At 39.1% G+C, this 17,163-nt stretch carries 14 protein-coding genes and 1 tRNA gene; 5 read left to right on the forward strand and 10 right to left on the reverse strand.

What is annotated here, in order from left to right; all coding sequences use genetic code 11:
• Positions 1–112 precede the first annotated feature (112 nt).
• Positions 113–868 (reverse strand): LicD family protein, encoded by a 756-nt coding sequence (locus LT090_RS16185; protein WP_068547765.1) that lies wholly within the window; start codon positions 866–868, stop codon positions 113–115.
• A 554-nt stretch (positions 869–1,422) separates the two neighbouring features.
• Positions 1,423–1,498, reverse strand: a tRNA-His gene (locus LT090_RS16190).
• A 263-nt stretch (positions 1,499–1,761) separates the two neighbouring features.
• On the opposite strand from LT090_RS16190, the gene LT090_RS16195 reads away from it, so the two are divergent.
• Together LT090_RS16195 and LT090_RS16200 are read left to right on the forward strand one after the other, a co-directional pair.
• Complete coding sequence (locus tag LT090_RS16195; protein ID WP_068547764.1) at positions 1,762–3,573, forward strand: sensor domain-containing diguanylate cyclase; 1,812 nt, start codon at positions 1,762–1,764, stop codon at positions 3,571–3,573.
• A 72-nt stretch (positions 3,574–3,645) separates the two neighbouring features.
• Positions 3,646–4,188: a DUF1285 domain-containing protein gene (locus tag LT090_RS16200; RefSeq protein WP_068547763.1), complete on the forward strand. Its 543-nt coding sequence runs from the start codon at positions 3,646–3,648 to the stop codon at positions 4,186–4,188.
• 25 nt (positions 4,189–4,213) lie between these two features.
• On the opposite strand, the gene hemN is transcribed toward LT090_RS16200, so the two are convergent.
• The 8 genes from hemN to LT090_RS16240 form a co-directional block, all read right to left on the reverse strand.
• Positions 4,214–5,581 (reverse strand): oxygen-independent coproporphyrinogen III oxidase, encoded by a 1,368-nt coding sequence (gene hemN, locus LT090_RS16205; protein ID WP_068547762.1) that lies wholly within the window; start codon positions 5,579–5,581, stop codon positions 4,214–4,216.
• Positions 5,582–5,724: 143 nt separating this feature from the next.
• Positions 5,725–6,036 carry a TraR/DksA family transcriptional regulator gene (locus tag LT090_RS16210; protein WP_068547761.1) on the reverse strand — a complete coding sequence of 104 codons (312 nt, stop codon included), beginning with the start codon at positions 6,034–6,036 and terminating at the stop codon, positions 5,725–5,727.
• A gap of 21 nt (positions 6,037–6,057) precedes the next feature.
• Positions 6,058–6,552 carry a DUF2489 domain-containing protein gene (locus tag LT090_RS16215; protein ID WP_068547760.1) on the reverse strand — a complete coding sequence of 165 codons (495 nt, stop codon included), beginning with the start codon at positions 6,550–6,552 and terminating at the stop codon, positions 6,058–6,060.
• An 11-nt stretch (positions 6,553–6,563) separates the two neighbouring features.
• Complete coding sequence (locus LT090_RS16220) at positions 6,564–7,148, reverse strand: GTPase-activating protein (RefSeq protein WP_068547759.1); 585 nt, start codon at positions 7,146–7,148, stop codon at positions 6,564–6,566.
• A gap of 1,163 nt (positions 7,149–8,311) precedes the next feature.
• Positions 8,312–9,373: a DcaP family trimeric outer membrane transporter gene (locus LT090_RS16225; protein WP_068547758.1), complete on the reverse strand. Its 1,062-nt coding sequence runs from the start codon at positions 9,371–9,373 to the stop codon at positions 8,312–8,314.
• Between the two features lie 135 nt (positions 9,374–9,508).
• Positions 9,509–11,404: an acetate--CoA ligase gene (acs, locus tag LT090_RS16230; protein ID WP_068547757.1), complete on the reverse strand. Its 1,896-nt coding sequence runs from the start codon at positions 11,402–11,404 to the stop codon at positions 9,509–9,511.
• 241 nt (positions 11,405–11,645) lie between these two features.
• On the reverse strand, positions 11,646–12,341 hold the full coding sequence (locus LT090_RS16235; RefSeq protein WP_068547756.1) for an exonuclease domain-containing protein: 696 nt from the start codon (positions 12,339–12,341) through the stop codon (positions 11,646–11,648).
• A gap of 70 nt (positions 12,342–12,411) precedes the next feature.
• Positions 12,412–14,319: a putative nucleotidyltransferase substrate binding domain-containing protein gene (locus LT090_RS16240; protein WP_068547755.1), complete on the reverse strand. Its 1,908-nt coding sequence runs from the start codon at positions 14,317–14,319 to the stop codon at positions 12,412–12,414.
• A gap of 259 nt (positions 14,320–14,578) precedes the next feature.
• Between LT090_RS16240 and LT090_RS16245 the strand changes: the two genes are divergently transcribed.
• From LT090_RS16245 to LT090_RS16255, 3 genes are all read left to right on the forward strand, one after another.
• Entirely contained in the window at positions 14,579–14,830 is a 252-nt protein-coding gene (locus tag LT090_RS16245) for a DUF4212 domain-containing protein (RefSeq protein ID WP_068547754.1), read from the forward strand.
• A gap of 1 nt (position 14,831) precedes the next feature.
• Positions 14,832–16,571 carry a sodium:solute symporter family protein gene (locus LT090_RS16250; RefSeq protein WP_068547753.1) on the forward strand — a complete coding sequence of 580 codons (1,740 nt, stop codon included), beginning with the start codon at positions 14,832–14,834 and terminating at the stop codon, positions 16,569–16,571.
• A 110-nt stretch (positions 16,572–16,681) separates the two neighbouring features.
• Positions 16,682–17,122, forward strand: coding sequence for a hypothetical protein (locus tag LT090_RS16255; RefSeq protein ID WP_068547752.1), 441 nt, complete (start codon positions 16,682–16,684; stop codon positions 17,120–17,122).
• Positions 17,123–17,163 lie beyond the last annotated feature (41 nt).

Genomic DNA, 17,163 nt, shown 5'->3' on the forward strand with positions numbered 1-17,163 from the left:
TCCACATTAGAAAGCTTTATTAGTAAAAGGATTTAGAGTGATTTATTATTTAAACTCGAGCTTTAAATAATAAATCACCGCAAAATATAAAGACTTATACAAGTCACACTAACTAAAGTGAGAACTCAATAATATTATGGGTTTTTCTATCTTTTTCTGCTGGCAGTTCCATATAGTTGCCATATTTATATTCTAAATATTTTTCGATGTTATGAGGAACATTTATCATTAAATGTTCGAAAGGAAGCTGGTGCTCAGACCAATTTTCCTGAACGTCAAAATAATCATGCAGTAAAAGGTAACCAATCTTATCTACACTTTTATCATTATCGCTTTGGCTAACTTTGTCATATTCAGCAAAATATGATTTGGCATTTTTAAAAGGGTTCGTAAGAAAATATAACCACTTCTTATATGGTTTTAAACTGCGACGAAAATTATCAGAGCATTTTTCTAGTTGCTTAAATTTACTCTCTGTATTTGTACTTTTATCGATATTATCTAATGGAAAAATATCTACGTAGACACCATGATGAATATCGAAGGTTTTAAAACGTCGCTCTACAAAACGAGAACCATTTAAACGAACCTTAGCAAAATATAAAGGGTAGGTTGATTCGGTTGAGTAATGTTGAATAAACAAATTGTCAGGCATGTCATTCTGCATCTTTAAAAACCTGTCATAGTCCTCTCTTGGCATACCAAGATCAATATCGTCATCCCAAGGAATAAAGCCCTTATGTCGATAAGCACCAAGTAACGTTCCACAAACAGCAATATAATTGAGGTTATGTTCTTTAAACACCGCTAGTAACTGCTCTAAAATACCTAATTGGGCATTTTGTATTTGTTTTATATCTTTTTTCATTACTTTTAACCTTACTTTTCATCGACTAACTATATTAATGGTAGTTTGATTAAACTAAAAGGTGGTTTTTAAAATAATTAAATAAAATGACTGTTTACAATGTTGAACCTCACGGAAACTGAGAATGGAATCACCCGTGATTCTAATGAGTAAAGTTTAAATTAATTTGAGAAAATGGGGGGATTACCGGGTGGCTAATGGGATTTGAGCCTCACGGAAATTGTAAGTCGGAATCACAAGTGATTCTAATGAATAAAGTTTAAATTAATTTGAGAAAGTGGGGTGGCTAATGGGATTTGAACCTCACGGAAATTGTAAGTCGGAATCACAAGTGATTCTAATGAATAAAGTTTAAATTAATTTGAGAAAGTGGGGTGGCTAATGGGATTTGAACCTCACGGAAATTGTAAGTCGGAATCACAAGTGATTCTAATGAATAAAGTTTAAATTAATTTGAGAAAGTGGGGTGGCTAATGGGATTTGAACCTCACGGAAATTGTAAGTCGGAATCACAAGTGATTCTAATGAATAAAGTTTAAATTAATTTGAGAAAGTGGGGTGGCTAATGGGATTTGAACCCACGACAACCGGAATCACAATCCGGGGCTCTACCAACTGAGCTATAGCCACCACTGATGTTTAGAATAAACAGCTGCATCAAGGTTTGAAACAGTGCGCGGATTGTATATAGATCGCCTAAAACATTCAACCCTGTATCATTAAATCATATCAATTTATTTTTAGTCTGGTTAATATCTCAGCTTTTTTATGAGACTAAATTACAATTTGCTTCTAAATCTGCTAGATTAGTTAACGTATGACAACGTACAAATAAGATTACATATTGGTTTACGAACCAATATTATAAGAATGTAACTAATAACAATAATTATATGTCGTATTTAAATAAATTCATTTCTACTTTTTGCATTACTATTATCGCTTTATTTAGCGTGGCTAGTTATGCCGAAAATAGCTTACCGACAATCGTACTTAATGGTAATGAGCAAGGCATATCTGTCAGCGCGAACAGTGCCTACTTAATCGATAAAGATTCTACCTTAACTGCTCAAAGTGTTGCCAATTCTGATAAATTTATTGCCGCCGACGCCGATATCAATTCTTGGTTAGAAAAAACTTCAGGTTCTGTATGGAGCAAATTAGTCGTTAGAAACGGCACTGATAAAAACTTAACCGTATATATTGAATACCCGTTTAATCAGCCATCTACTGTGGTTTTATACCAACGTTTATCCGGCAGCAATAGCGCCTTTAATTTAGTAAAGAATGATCTTCGTGACACGTCTAATCAAAGAGAGATTTCAACGCCGAGAGTGGCGTTACCGCTCAATCTTGAGCCAAATGAAAGTAAAGAATTATTAATTGAAACCTATAGCGATATTGCCACCGTTAGGTTTACTGATTTTAGAATTTGGTCAACAGCGAATTTAGTACATGCTTCGAATGTTGAGCACATCATCTTCGGTATTGTGTTTTGTTTCATCATCGTATCGTCATTTATTAGCCTTGTTCTATTTAGGGTTTTAAAAGAAAAGTTCTTCCTTTGGTATAGCTTATTTGCACTGAGTTCATTTCCGGTACTTGGCTTAGTTACCGGCATCCTTAACCTTTATATTCCAAATCTTGATTACCATCCGCTCGGCACTATTTCTATGGTGGTTATGATGGCTGCTGGTATTCAATTTATTCGAGCTTACAGTAATGCGTCATATCACTCTTTGCTCGCCGATAAAATTCTACATCTGACTTTGCTATTAGCTCTAATTGCGTTGCCGGTAGCCATTATAGGCTTCCATGAATTAGCCATGGATATTCAACAATTAGCAATTTTCACCTTCCCTGTTGCGATAATTACTGCAATTTATTGTGGCGTAAAAGGTGAAAAACAAATGTCGACGATGATCCTAGCTAAGTCGCTATTTTTCGTCACATTACTGGTTCTTAATTTACAGTCTTGGGGGTATGTTAAACCAACTTATGGTTTAGTTTATTTACCAACGGTTGGCATGTTAGCGCAATTAATTTGTTTATTATGGGCGATGTATAACAAAGCAAAAATTCACTTTAGTGAAGGGTCAGCTGAAGACATCGATTCAATCACTGATGCTTATGAACAAGCTTACGCATTGCAAGAACAAGTGAAGCGTCAAAATCAGATGCTTAAAGCCGCTAAAGAACAAGCTGAGTTTGAAGCGCGTACGGATATGCTTACTCACCTACCAAATCGTCGCGCTTTTATGAATCTAGCGAAGATGGCTATTGCCCAAGCAAATCGCCAACAAAAGCCTTTAACATTCATTGCCTTTGATATCGATAACTTCAAGTTAATCAACGACCAATATGGGCATCCTGCCGGTGACCAAACATTAGTCGAAGTAGCAGAACTTACCCGCACTATGATCCGTGCCAGTGATTTTTGTGGTCGTATTGGTGGCGAAGAATTTATGATCGGGTGTCATAATAACTCGCTAGGTGATGCTTATAACTTGGCAGAACGTATTCGTAAAGCGATTGAAGAATGTGTAATTGATTTCGATGGCCATAGTTTTTCAACCACAGTGAGTCTTGGCTTAGCACAAGTAACCGAAGATGATGACTTAGAATCGGTCATCAAAAAAGCCGATGAAGCGATGTACGAATCAAAAGCTAACGGTAAAAACAAGGTTACCCATTTCGCTGCTTAATTTTGCATAGCACGAGCCAAACGTGGCGAGTGCTATAATTAATCTACCAATTAACTACTATCAAACACCACTATGTCTCTTGAAAGTATCCGTAAGCAACTTGCCGACCAAGAAAGCGCCTTTCCTCCAGTTGAACAGTGGGATCCACCATATTGCGGTGAGATAGATATTATTATCAAAGCAAATGGTGATTGGCACTATAACGGCAGCGCCATTGAACGGTTACGCTTAGTAAAGCTATTTGCCAGCGTGATAAAATATCAAGACGACGAATACTTTTTGGTAACGCCAGTAGAGAAAATTAAGATTAAGGTAGAACAGTTACCTTTTGTGGTTACGTCTTGGCAATGGCTTGAAGATATAGAGCCTGCAACGATGGAATTGACAACGAACTTAGGTGATCGGGTTTTACTTAATGACGAACATCCATTGGTTATCGATAGTAATGGCCAATTGAGTATCAACATTCGTCGTAATCTAATGGCGAGCATTCATCGTAATGTGTTTTATCAGTGGGCAGAATTAGCCGATATAGTAGAACATGAAAAAAGCCAGCAATTGCTTATTCACAGTGCTGGCTCTAGCTTTTGTTTAGGTGATGTCAGTACAGACTAATACTGTCAGCACTGAATTATGAATATTAAATCACACGAGAGAATCGTTGTTGATGTAATTTCGTCTTTAAATATGCGTCAAACGACATGCAAATATTACGGATCAATAAGCGTCCTTTTTCAGCAACAATAATTTCATCATCGGTGATCGTTACCAAATCATCTTCAATAAAAGTATTAAGGCTTAATAAGTCGTCAGCAAAGTAGTCATCAAAACTAATGTTATAAAGAGCACTGACACTAATTTTATTAATACTGAAATTACACATCAACTCTTTGATCACATGGGCGCGAATCGTATCATCAATTGTGGTCGCAATACCTTTTTCAAGGGCGTTACCTTTTTCATTAACTGCTTGATAATATTCTTTTAAGGTTTTGCTATTCTGACTAAAACTTTGACCAATAGCGCTAATAGAAGACACGCCTAACGCTAATAAATCACATTCTCCAAGTGTCGTATAACCTTGGAAATTTCGGTGCAATTTTCCTTCACGTTGAGCAATCGCCAATTCATCGTTAGGTTTTGCAAAATGATCCATACCAATAAATTCATAGCCCAAGTCTAAAAACGACTCAATGGCGTATTGCATCAATGTTAATTTTTGCTCAGCATTTGGCAACCATTGGTCACGGATTTTGCGTTGTGCCGCAAAGCGACTTGGTAGATGGGCGTAACTAAATAATGAAATTCGGTCTGGATCAATTAATTTAACCGCAGCGATAGTGTTGGCGAATGTCTCCGGTGTTTGATGGGGTAAACCATAAATTAAATCGATATTAACCGAGCTGATACCAACAGCCTTAGCACGTTGAACTAGATCAATAATAAACTCTGTGCTCTGCTCTCTATTAATCGCTTTTTGAACTTTCGTATCAACATCTTGAACACCGATACTGATACGATTAAAACCAACTTCGTATAGGTGGTCGATTAAATCTAATTCAATTTCTCTTGGGTCAATTTCAATGCTCATTTCTAACTGTTCATCAAAATCGTAACTCGACTTTAACTTATCAACTAATCGACTGATTTGTTGTTTGGTTAAAAATGTTGGTGTGCCGCCCCCCCAATGTAACTGTTTTACTTTATGGCTTTTGAATAAAGGTGCTCTCGATTCAATTTCTTTAAACAAATAATCGAGGTATTCATCTGCTTTGTCACTATGACGAGTAACAATCTTGTTGCAACCACAGTAATAGCAAAGGCTATGACAAAATGGCACATGAACATAGAGAGACAAATTGTTATTTTCTGAATTTTCAACAGCTTGCACAAAATCATTTTCAGAAAAGTCTGAATGAAATTCAAGCGCCGTAGGATAAGAGGTATAGCGAGGGCCGCTTACGTTATATTTAGACAATAATTCAGGGGAAAACATTTTAGATGACATCAAACAAACCTATTACTATTTTAAGTTTGTCATTCTATCGAAACGACATAATTTTTTATTGATCGAGCGCAATCATTTAGCAATTGATTAACATTTGCAGATGCATAAAGCGATGAAATTGGTTTAACTGGATTGGTGCAGAACTAGTCTGCACATTGTATACATTTGGTCGCTGATGGTTGAACTTCTAATCGTTTGGCCGCGATTTCTTCGCCGCAATCCATGCATACACCATAGGAGCCATTGTCGATTCGAGTAATGGCATTAGAAAGTTGCTGGATTTCAATCTTAGCTTCTGATTCGAGTGCGTTTAACACTTCATCATTTTCACGTTCACCGGCTTGTTCTGACCAATCTGCGGCTCTTCCGTCGGCAAAGTCTTCATGGATTGACGAAACTCTAGATTGTAATTCAATAATGCGTTTGGTGAATTCACTTTTCAGCTGCTCAGACATTATTCAGCTCCCTTTCTATTTTTATTGTTGATTTAGCTCCTGTTGTAAATTCTCAGCATAAGGAACTAGGTTTTTAACATCCAACATTACCGCAGACTCAAATTCTTGTTCATGGCCCATACGCTCTAAGTCAAGAGTTAACCTATCTTTCTTAGTTAACTCTTTACGAGCATCTAAAATCGGCATATGTTTGATTTTACTATATAACTTAAATATAGCAGGAAATTGAGTTTGTATTTCTTCTGAGCCATTTTCCATAGATTCAATCAACACAGATAATCGCCAACACCCTTCTGAAATCTCACACTGCTCTTGCTCCATGGCTTTGCCAATTAACACTACTGAATTGATGATTTTCAAGTCTTTAGCGTTATGTTTGAGTCTTTGCTCTTCCGCCAATGCAAGTTGTTGCTTATTTTGCTCGCGTAATTTAAGCAATAAGACTGTTGCATAGGTTGCCAGTGAAAAAATCACAACGGCAGCCACGCACAATAATAGAATCATGGTTGTTGTCATGTTTTAGCCTGTTATTTAAATTCAGATAGATCTAAGTCGTCGAGTTTATCTAGTAGGTCGTCTTCGTCGTCACTTGCCGAATTTTCAATAGCTTCTTGTTCAGTTTCATCTGAACCTGCTAAATCAAGTTGGTCAATAATTTGTTGGTAACGTTCTAGGCTTGTCGCCAGTAATTCAGCTTCTTGCTCAGAAACATCTTCGCCTGCGTCTACTTTAGCGGCAAGAATTTGTAGCTCTTGGTTACTTTCTATCGCTAGTAATTCTTGTTCCAATAACTCTGTTTGATCAACTTGAGTCGTTTCTTCAGCAACACGAATCGCAGCTATAGGCGCTGATTGCTCAGATTTAGCTTTAGGTTTTTTAACTTGAGGTTTTAGTGAAATGCCTAAATCAATCGGTTTTTTGCTGCCAATACGTGGGTCTTTATCCACAGTCTCTTGCTTTGGATTGCGTTCAACATTAGCAACTGTTTGACGAGTTCCAGCTTTATTACCTGATTTCTTACGAGCTCTAGGCTCTCTTTCGCCAACAATAGAGGCTGGTGCGCTTGACGGTTTTATACGTCCTGGCTTACGTGATTTTTTAGTTCTGCTCATAACATTCTTAGATAACAATAGATTATCTACATTTTACGCTAAAGTTAGGCAAAACTGTTAGTTTTCGTTCAATATTCTTTGTAACTGACGATTACATGCAGCATTAGTTAAACTTTAAAATCTTTTTTCTGAGACGTTGGCGACTTGATAATAGAACCCAAAACTGTATGGAACAGTTTTCTTTGCGAAGCTACCCTGAAAGGGTGAACACATGGATGTGTGAGACAAAAAACTATCGGGAATAGTTTTTCTTTGCGAAGCTACCCTGAAAGGGTGAACACATGGATGTGTGAGACAAAAAAAAGGCGATAGAAACTATCGCCTTTTGACAATTCAATTTGTCATTTGTTCTGGTATTCCAGCCCTGCATATCCTTGCTTATCATCCATAATAAATTGTGTTTCCATACCAAAATGTTTGTTTTTGGTCTTCATGACACTTTATTGGCTATCCATAAACCCTTGCGGGACACTTTCCGTGTTAACTAATCTTCCTGATTGGCTTAATAATCCGTTAAGCTTCCTTATAGCATCCTTACCAAATTTCCTATTTTCGATTTCTTGTTAGTCACATCCTGTAACTGATATTAAGTTTACGTTACTCCTTGATTGTTGCAATGGACATATCTTACAAAAACATAACAACAGAAAAAGACTCAAAAGATAACCCTTTGTTTTATATAAGTATTTTTGTAAATGGTAGGTTAACATTCCGTTAATAACACTTGTAGCTATGGTCAATGTCTCACAAAGGTTTAAGTCAATGACCACGTTATCCAGAAAGTAAAAAAATTAAATTGTATGATTTATAAGCTAATGCTAGATATCAAGCTTGGGGCTCCCAAAAACTTTGACTAAAAACTTAGACTAAAACTTTGACTTAAAATATTGAGCAAGAGGCTTATGTAGACGACTGAAATGAAATTTAGCACTACTAGTTCGAGCAATGTCGAAGCAGTTAAAGCCAGTTATTAGTCTACTTATATGAATAAGACACCGGTGTCGAACTAATAGCCCAGCCTAATGATTAGCAGATAATTAAATGTCTTCTTTGATTCCCGCGTTAAGTAATTTTCGGCATAAAAAAAGGAAGGCATATGCCTTCCTAAAAAATCCCGCTTTTAGCTTGCGCTTGGGTGACATACGGGAGAATAACTTCCTATACTAAAGAGTATATTTCACAGATATTTGCGCATAATTAGAATCGGCATCTAAATCTGCTGCTTCGAAGTTACCTACTTCGAAGCCGTACTGTAGCTTTTTGGTAACATTGTTGAATATATTCACTCCCCAATGAGTACGCTCTCTATCTGATTCATCTGTTTCATGACTACCGTAGAATACATTGGTACGCATAGTTTCTGTCCAGAAATGACGATATGCAACCATAATAACCGTTGATTCTTCAACTTCTTCGCCAACTAAATCTGTTGCAGCTGCAGCGCCTACGTAGCGACCTGTATTGCCACCGTGAAATGCGAAGCGAAAATCATCTTTACCAAACGAATTGATGCGACCAGAGATACCGTAACCAACACCAGTCTCAGATTCTCCACCGACAGTATTTAGCTGCTTTGCAACAGCAGAGATTGCCGCATTACCCCAATCACCTTTTAAAGTATATTTACCAACAATATCTGGTACCGAATCTTGATCGCCGTAGGCACCTGTATCGGCGGTTTCTCCACCGTAAGATTCTGGGTTTTCAATAGCTATTTGAAAACCGCCATTGGTATATCGAATTTGATCTTGACGAATAAACGCAGAAGCAACAAGTGGGCCACCAAAGTCTGCGGTTTCAACTAATGAACTCGTGTTCATAAACGTTGACCATGTTTGACCTACAGTCCAGTTTTTATATTTGATAAATGCATGGCGTAATCGTGGATGGCTTGAGTTCGTTAATTTTTCATTACCGCCACCACCGTAAAAATCCATTTCAATAAAGCCGGTAAGATCGCCGCTAACATACTTAGTATTAAAACGCGTTGAATTGGCGTTAAAATTTACGTTAGAAACATCATCTTTTGTTACATGACCAATCCAAAAGTCATCCGTAGTTAAAGGCGATTGTGCATCACCATCAACATACCGTATATCACCTTGTATATAACCACCAAATGTCAGTGTATCCGTGTCATTTACTTTGACGACATAAGCAGCATGAGCGCTACCAACGGTCGCTGCTAATAAGGTTGCTAGTGCAAGTTTATTTCGATTTAACATTGTTTTTGCTCCCATTCGCCTTAAGGTGATACTGCTTGGCCTGTTAAGCGATCTTTTGTTTATATTAGGCAGGTGTATCCCTGCCTTTGTTTTTTTTGAATTTAAGTTTTCGCTGTGTGCTAAATATTATTTTTTTTACTCTTCGAGGGTACTCAAATCACCTTCGTCTTGGCCAAGTGCACGGGCTTTCAGTACACGGCGCATGATTTTTCCAGAACGAGTTTTCGGTAGCGATTCAACAAACTCGACGCGTTCAGGGGTTGCAATCTTGCCCATTTCCGAACCGACATGAGCTTTCAATTCTTGCTCTAAGGCTTTATCGCCTTTTAACCCGGCCTGTAAAATCACGTAGGTATGAATCGCATTACCTTTAAGTTCATGAGGTAAACCAACAGCAGCTGCTTCAGTGACTTGCGGGTGACTAACCAAAGCACTTTCTACTTCTGATGTACCTAAACGATAACCACTCACTTTCAATACTTCATCCATACGACCAATAACCCAAATGTAACCATCGTCGTCGACTTTGGCGCTATCGCCAGCTAAATACTGCCATTTGCCGTCTTTTTTACTCCAATAAAGGTCGGCATAACGCTGGTCATCACCAAATACCGTTCTTGCCATACCAGGCCAAGGGTTATTAATGACTAATTTGCCTTCTTCATTTGGCGCAGCAATATTGCCGTCTTCATCAACAACGGAGATTTCATTACCAAAGAAAGGTTTGGTTGCACTACCTGGCTTAAGCGGTGTGATAGGCAATGGACAAATCATGAAACCGCCGGTTTCGGTTTGCCACCAAGTATCTATAATTGGGCATTTGCCGTTACCAATGACATCGTGGTACCAGCGCCAAGCTTCCGGATTAATTGGCTCACCAACACTACCTAATAAGCGCAAGCTTGATAGATCATGTTTTTTCGGCCAGCGTTCACCAAAACGCATTAATCCACGAATTGCAGTAGGAGAGGTGTAAAGAATATTGATGCCGTAGTTCTCAATGATCTGCCACCAACGGTTAGGGTAAGGATAATTTGGCGCACCTTCATACAACATAATGGTTGCGCCATTAATTAGTGGACCGTAAACAATATAGCTATGGCCGGTGATCCAACCTGGATCAGCGGCACACCACCATCTATCTTGTGGCTTAATATCAAACGCCATACGATGCGTGGTTGAGGTATAGACAGCATAACCACCGTGGGTATGCACCATACCTTTTGGTTGTCCTGTGGTACCTGATGTATAAAGGATAAATAATGGGTCTTCAGCACCTGTTTTTTCTGTTTCACAGGCTGAGCCGGCAATAGGAAGTGCTTTTAAATCATGTAACCAAAAATCACGAGTCGGTTCCATTTCTACATCAAGTTCGTTATTTTTAACACAGATACAAACTTCGATGCTTGGTGAGCGTTTCATCGCATCATCAGCGATAGACTTTAAGTCAATTTGCTTACCACGACGCCAGCCGCCATCGGCAGTAATTAATACACGAGAATGAGCTGCATCAATACGAGAAGCTAACGCTTCAGTACTAAAACCACCATAAACAACCGAATGAACCGCACCGATTTTGGCACAAGCCAGCATGGCAAAAACTAGTTCTGGAATTTGCGGCATGTAGATCGTAACAACATCGCCTTTCTCAACGCCCATGCTTTTTAATACGTTGGCAAACTGACAAACTTCGCGGTTTAAACCATTATATGAGAAGTTACGTTTCTGACCGTTTTCACCTTCCCAGATAATTGCCATTTTATTGCGGTTAGCATTTTCTAAATGGCGGTCGATAGCATTATGAACAATATTAATTTCACCGCCATCAAACCACTTGTAAAATGGCGCATTAGATTCATCGAGCACGCTATCCCACTTTTTAAACCATGCAAGTTCATCCGCTTGCTCAGCCCAGAACTGTTCACGATTTTCTACAGAATAATTATATAAAGCTTCGTAATCGCTGACATTAGCTTGATCAATCACTTCTTGGCTTGGGTAAAATATGTCTTGGGAATCGTTCTGACTCATGTTTGTCTCCATCAAATTCTTGTTTAGACTGTGTTGAGAGTTTGTGTTTTCTATCTCGTAAGTTGATTTTTCAACGACGAATAAACAGTCTGAAATTTCTATCGTTACCGCTACAGATAACTTTTTGTTGTAATTAAGTTAGAGAGTAATTGCTATGAAAGGTATTAGACCTAAGTCTAAAATGGCGATATTACGGGGTAGACTTTAGTCTTATATGGATCGGAGTTATATCGTTAAGCTGTTAAATTAAAACACTTTTTAAGGGAGTCTTCAGGCCTTGGTAATTATGCTGTAATTGCGCCATTAATAGTTCAGCCGTTGCGACGGCATCATTTAAAGCATTGTGTTGCCAATGACTTGGCAGTTGATAATAATCACGAAGGTTAACCAATCGCAGCTCGGAAGGATCGTATGGTGTATCACGCATATCCAAACGACGTTTTGCTACCACTAAGGTATCAATAATTGGAAACACGGGCGCCATGCCATAGAGCTCAAGGCATGCTTGTTGTAGAAAACTTTTTTCAACTTTGGCAAAATGCACTAACATCACTTTGCCGGCAAGTGCTTGTAACAGCTTTTCAACAACCTCAGACAAAGGCTCACCGTTAGCCATTTCATCATCAGTTATTTGATGAATGACGACATTATCTTTGCACAGCGCACCATTACTTCTTACCACTTGATGTTCACTTTGGCCGAGCTTTATTAAACCTTGATCAACAGTAACGTAACCAACACTCAATAACTTATCGGTCTTAGCATTCAAACCTGTGGTTTCAAAATCTAGCGCTAACAACTGAGTTTCAGCAATGCTTTGATTTTCACCGACAAATGGGATCGATAGAAACTGCTTCAGCGGACCCTCTGGCGCTTTTGCCAACAGTCTTTTACGCTGCTTTTCCAGAGAGAAAAAATAATTAAGTAACGCATTCATAACGATGGTCCAGTTATTTAAATTGTTTATAAAACAAAGACTAAGCCGTTAAGCTTAACTCTTCTTTGCTTTAGGCTAACGTTGTTTGCCTGCTGTTTTGCAGCTCTTTAATCACTTTAAACGCATCTTTTAAGTGCTCTCGTTCTAAGCTTGATAATTCTTTTGGTGAAAGATAATTATCGGCAGCAATACCACTTTGCAATTGCCGCGCTTGGTGCTCAAACCTGAGCGCTGCCAAAAACTCTAAGGCATCAATTAAGTTCGCTGCCGACTCTTTACTTAGTGACTTGGTCCCTGACGCCTGTCGCAGTCGTTCAAGAGTATTTACCGCAACAATGCCTTCCTGTAGTGCGTATATTCGCGCTAGATCAACAATCGGCGCAATACCGTTATGTTTTAAATCTAATGTCTTTTTATCGTTGCCGTTATAGCTCAATACAAAGTCTCGAAAGAAGCCTAATGGCGGCCTTAATTTCAGAGCGTTGGTCGACATATGGGCAATAAACAAGGTGTTTTGCTGAGTTTTTCGCAGCATATTACGACGAATATTAGCAAGTAAGCTTTCGTCGCCGTAGACAGTATTTAAATCAAAAAAGATACTGCCATGCATTAACGCCTGCGGTTCTGGTGTGTCGATCCACTGATCAAAATATTGTTGCCAAATAGATTCTGTTTGTCGCCATTTTGCATTGGTCGCCATCACATCACCAGGGCAATAAATAAAGCCACATGCAGCCAATCCATCACTGACAAATTTAGCCAATTTAGAAAACCATAGATCATCTTCAGGTTTCATTTCATCGGAAATTATTAAGGCATTGTCTTGATCGGAGTGAGCAAATTGCTCTTGTCTTGCTTGCGAACCAGCGGCGAGCCACGCAAACGGTACCGGCTCAGGACCGAGTTGTTGTTTTGCCATAGCGATTAATTTAGCGGTAATTGCATTGGTGATTGCACTGATAGTTTTACCAACGTGATCGGCGGTATTGCCCAATTTAGCCATCCGAATTTGCAATTTAGGCAGCATTTTTGCCAAGTCGGCTAGATCTTCAACACTACCGGCCTTACTGATCGTCGACGACATATTTACCGCATTCAGACCTTCTTGATTCATTAAGTCGGTTACGGTGACCATACCGGCAAGAACGCCATTTTTGGTGACCGGTAAATGATGAATATGGGCACTGGTCATCATAATCAAAGCGTCGTATGCACTATGGTTGATATCCATAAGTTTTAGGTCGCCTGTCATTATTTCAGACACTGGTTTTTGATAATCAAGACCAACAGCGATACAACGGCGACGCAAGTCCTTGTCGGTAACAATACCAACGACATTACCTTGTTCATGGAATTCGCTATTTGTTCCCGCTTCAACAACGACTAAACAGGAAAACCCGAGCTCAGTCATTTTCTGCGCGGCTGCCTGAATGCTGCTTGTATTTTCGATGGTGACAGCAGGGCTATGGTAAAAATCACTGACCGAGGTATTCATTAATGTCGATGCCATAATTGCCTCTTCATTAATTTTTCGTACTTGTTTTTTTAATCGCTGAGCTGCGGTTTGACTGAAAAAAGCAGCAACATCGGGATAGTCAGTAATAACACTCGCTAGATCACTGCAGCTAATGGCGTATAGTAATGTATCTTCTTGTGGCACAACCTCTATGGCGACATGGCTATCGGGAGAGCAAAATACCGTGCAAATATCGCGCTCGCCGTATTTACCTAGCAAACGTTTATGTTCAGTTTCTTTGCCGCTCTCTATACCTCTCTCAAGGCCAAAGTACGCGAGCGAGCCCTTACGGAGAAAATACAACATTGGTACCTCCACGCCATTAGGAGGCAGGGCTTCGCCACTTCGCACATAACAAATACTTATATTGCGAACGATACTTGCAATCGCATCATTCGGCAGTTGATCAAACGGCTCTATGGCTTTAATAAAGTCTTGTATTTCACCTAGCTCATTATTCATTTAATCACCATTAAGTATTACTCGAAGTCTTCTTTTATATGTATCTGATAGACAGCAAAGTTACAATGTTCGATCGCCAATACTAGCCTAAAGTCTAATACTTTTTTGCAATTTGCCTTGCTAAGTTGATAGTTAGAAAAAGATTTTTGATGATTTTCTCATTGTATTTAAGTCTTATTCGGAAACTTTAGACGATAAATTTATAAATAAAAAAACGTCGTTTTTAAACAATTACAACATTATTTCTTAGGAGAACATTGTGGAGAGTAATCAAAGTTACTGGGCTGAAAACATCCGCCTCATACTCATCTGCCTTGTCATTTGGTTTGTAGTTTCATTTGGTTTTGGCTTATTGCTTGTCGAGCCGCTAAATGAAATACGAATTGGGGGTTACAAACTAGGTTTCTGGTTTGCCCAACAAGGTTCAATATATACCTTCGTGGCATTAGTATTCTGGTATTCATCAAAAATGAATAAGCTAGATAAAAAGCATAACGTAGAGGAAGAATAAGATGGATGAGTTAAAACTTTATACCTATATCGCCGTCTTTGGCTCTTTCGGCTTGTACTTCGCAATAGCCTGGTGGGCTCGTGCAGGTTCAACAAGTGATTTCTATGTTGCTGGTGGTGGTATTTCGCCAATGCAAAATGGTATGGCAATTGGTGCCGATTGGATGAGTGCGGCGTCATTTATCTCAATGGCCGGTTTAATTGCTTTCTTGGGCTATGGTGGCTCAGTATTCTTAATGGGATGGACCGGTGGTTACGTACTATTAGCAATGCTACTAGCTCCTTATATGCGTAAGCATGGTAAGTTTACCGTTCCTGAGTTTATCTCTGATCGTTATTATTCAAAAACTGCACGTATCGTTGCGGTTATTTGTTTAATCATTGCTTCACTTACCTACATCATCGGTCAGATGAAAGGTGTTGGCGTAGCGTTCTCTCGTTTCTTAGAAGTAGATTATGACTTAGGTCTTGGCATCGGTATGTTAGTGGTTTGGGTATATGCGGTATTAGGTGGTATGAAAGGTATTACTTATACGCAAATCGCCCAGTACTGTGTATTGATTTTTGCATACACCATTCCAGCAATCTTTATTTCATTACAGTTAACAGGTAATCCAATTCCACAACTTGGTTTAGGTAGCACCTTAGCTGACGGTAGCGGTGTTTACTTGTTAGATAAACTGGATATGGTAGTAACCGATTTAGGCTTTAAAGAGTACACCACAGATAACATGGGTGGCACATTGAATATGTTCGCATATACGATGTCTCTGATGATTGGTACTGCTGGTCTGCCGCACGTTATCATGCGTTTCTTCACCGTTCCTTCAGTGAAAGCGGCACGTTCTTCTGCCGGTTATGCATTAGTATTTATCGCCTTACTTTACACTGTAGCGCCAGCGGTTGGTGCAATGGCTCGTTTCAACTTAATGAACACCATCGAACCTGAAGCAGGTCAAAACATGGTTTATGCTGAACGTCCACAGTGGTTTAAAGATTGGGAACAAACTGGCCTATTGAAGTTTGAAGATAAAAACGGTGACGGTAAAGTTCAATACGTTGCTGACCCTGAGAAAAATGAAATGGTTAAAGTTGACCGTGACATCATGGTATTGGCGAACCCTGCGATTGCAAACTTACCTAACTGGGTTATAGCCTTAGTTGCCGCCGGTGGCTTAGCCGCAGCGCTATCTACGGCTGCCGGTTTATTACTTGCGATATCGTCCTCGATTTCCCATGACTTGATGAAAGGGGTGTTAACGCCTGACTTATCAGAAAAGTCGGAGCTTAGAGCCGGTCGTATTGTCATGACCATATCCATTTTAGTCTCTGGTTATCTCGGTTTAAATCCGCCTGGATTTGCCGCAGGTACGGTAGCATTGGCCTTCGGTCTTGCTGCATCGTCAATATTCCCAGCACTTATGATGGGTATATTCTCGAAGAAGATTAGTGGTCAAGCTGCTGTCGCCGGTATGATTTCAGGTATTGGTGTAACTATGCTGTACGTATTCCAGCATAAAGGCATCATGTTTATTCCTGGTACGTCATTCCTTGGTGGCCTAGATCAAAACTGGTTCTTCGGTATTTCACCAAATGCCTTTGGTGCAGTCGGTGCTATCGTTAACTTCGCAGTAGCATTCGGTGTGTCTAAGTTCATCACCGGTGATGCGCCAGAAGAGATTCAACAAATGGTTGAAAATATGCGTACACCAAAAGGTTCTGGTGCAGCTCACGCTCACTAAGCAACCAATATAAAGCTAACTAAAGGCTCCTTCGGGAGCCTTTATTATCATTAAACTCTTTCAATCAAATTCAGCATCTGTTAAAAAAGTATTAACAAGGACTTAACATAATGAATAGACACACAAAAGTAGCAATGCTGGTGGCACCATTATTAATCATTGGTGGGTATGTTGCTTCGGACTTTTATCTCGCTAACGAAGCCGAACAAGTACGTTTAATTCCGCTAAGCGTTGAAAGTAGCTGTGACGTCATTAATAACGATTGCGTACTCATTTCTAAAGATTTCAAAGTAAACATCTATGATAAAGACGGTGTGACTCACATTAACTCGACTTTTCCTTTAGATACTGCAACACTATTTTTAGTCGACAGTAATGACAGCGCAAGTACCTATCGACTACAAATGAGTGACACACCGTATTATTGGTTTAACCCTACGCCACTGAGAGAACTAGCTGGTAAGCAAGGTGATACATATAAAATGCGTATTGTTGCCACAATTAAAGGTGGGCAATATATCAGCGAATTTTATACTCATACGGCGAAATAGATAATAAAGCTGAATCGGCAGCTGAACAAATAACTATGAGA

It is taken from the genome of Thalassotalea crassostreae, assembly GCF_001831495.1.
GTDB classification, from domain to species: domain Bacteria; phylum Pseudomonadota; class Gammaproteobacteria; order Enterobacterales; family Alteromonadaceae; genus Thalassotalea_A; species Thalassotalea_A crassostreae.

What these genes read in the sequence shown, in the direction of transcription:
- LT090_RS16185 (WP_068547765.1), bottom strand. Translation starts at nt 868, where the DNA reads ATGAAAAAAGATATAAAACAAATACAAAATGCCCAATTAGGTATTTTA.
- LT090_RS16195 (WP_068547764.1), top strand. Translation starts at nt 1,762, where the DNA reads ATGTCGTATTTAAATAAATTCATTTCTACTTTTTGCATTACTATTATC.
- LT090_RS16200 (WP_068547763.1), top strand. Translation starts at nt 3,646, where the DNA reads ATGTCTCTTGAAAGTATCCGTAAGCAACTTGCCGACCAAGAAAGCGCC.
- hemN (WP_068547762.1), bottom strand. Translation starts at nt 5,581, where the DNA reads ATGTCATCTAAAATGTTTTCCCCTGAATTATTGTCTAAATATAACGTA.
- LT090_RS16210 (WP_068547761.1), bottom strand. Translation starts at nt 6,036, where the DNA reads ATGTCTGAGCAGCTGAAAAGTGAATTCACCAAACGCATTATTGAATTA.
- LT090_RS16215 (WP_068547760.1), bottom strand. Translation starts at nt 6,552, where the DNA reads ATGACAACAACCATGATTCTATTATTGTGCGTGGCTGCCGTTGTGATT.
- LT090_RS16220 (WP_068547759.1), bottom strand. Translation starts at nt 7,148, where the DNA reads ATGAGCAGAACTAAAAAATCACGTAAGCCAGGACGTATAAAACCGTCA.
- LT090_RS16225 (WP_068547758.1), bottom strand. Translation starts at nt 9,373, where the DNA reads ATGTTAAATCGAAATAAACTTGCACTAGCAACCTTATTAGCAGCGACC.
- acs (WP_068547757.1), bottom strand. Translation starts at nt 11,404, where the DNA reads ATGAGTCAGAACGATTCCCAAGACATATTTTACCCAAGCCAAGAAGTG.
- LT090_RS16235 (WP_068547756.1), bottom strand. Translation starts at nt 12,341, where the DNA reads ATGAATGCGTTACTTAATTATTTTTTCTCTCTGGAAAAGCAGCGTAAA.
- LT090_RS16240 (WP_068547755.1), bottom strand. Translation starts at nt 14,319, where the DNA reads ATGAATAATGAGCTAGGTGAAATACAAGACTTTATTAAAGCCATAGAG.
- LT090_RS16250 (WP_068547753.1), top strand. Translation starts at nt 14,832, where the DNA reads ATGGATGAGTTAAAACTTTATACCTATATCGCCGTCTTTGGCTCTTTC.
- LT090_RS16255 (WP_068547752.1), top strand. Translation starts at nt 16,682, where the DNA reads ATGAATAGACACACAAAAGTAGCAATGCTGGTGGCACCATTATTAATC.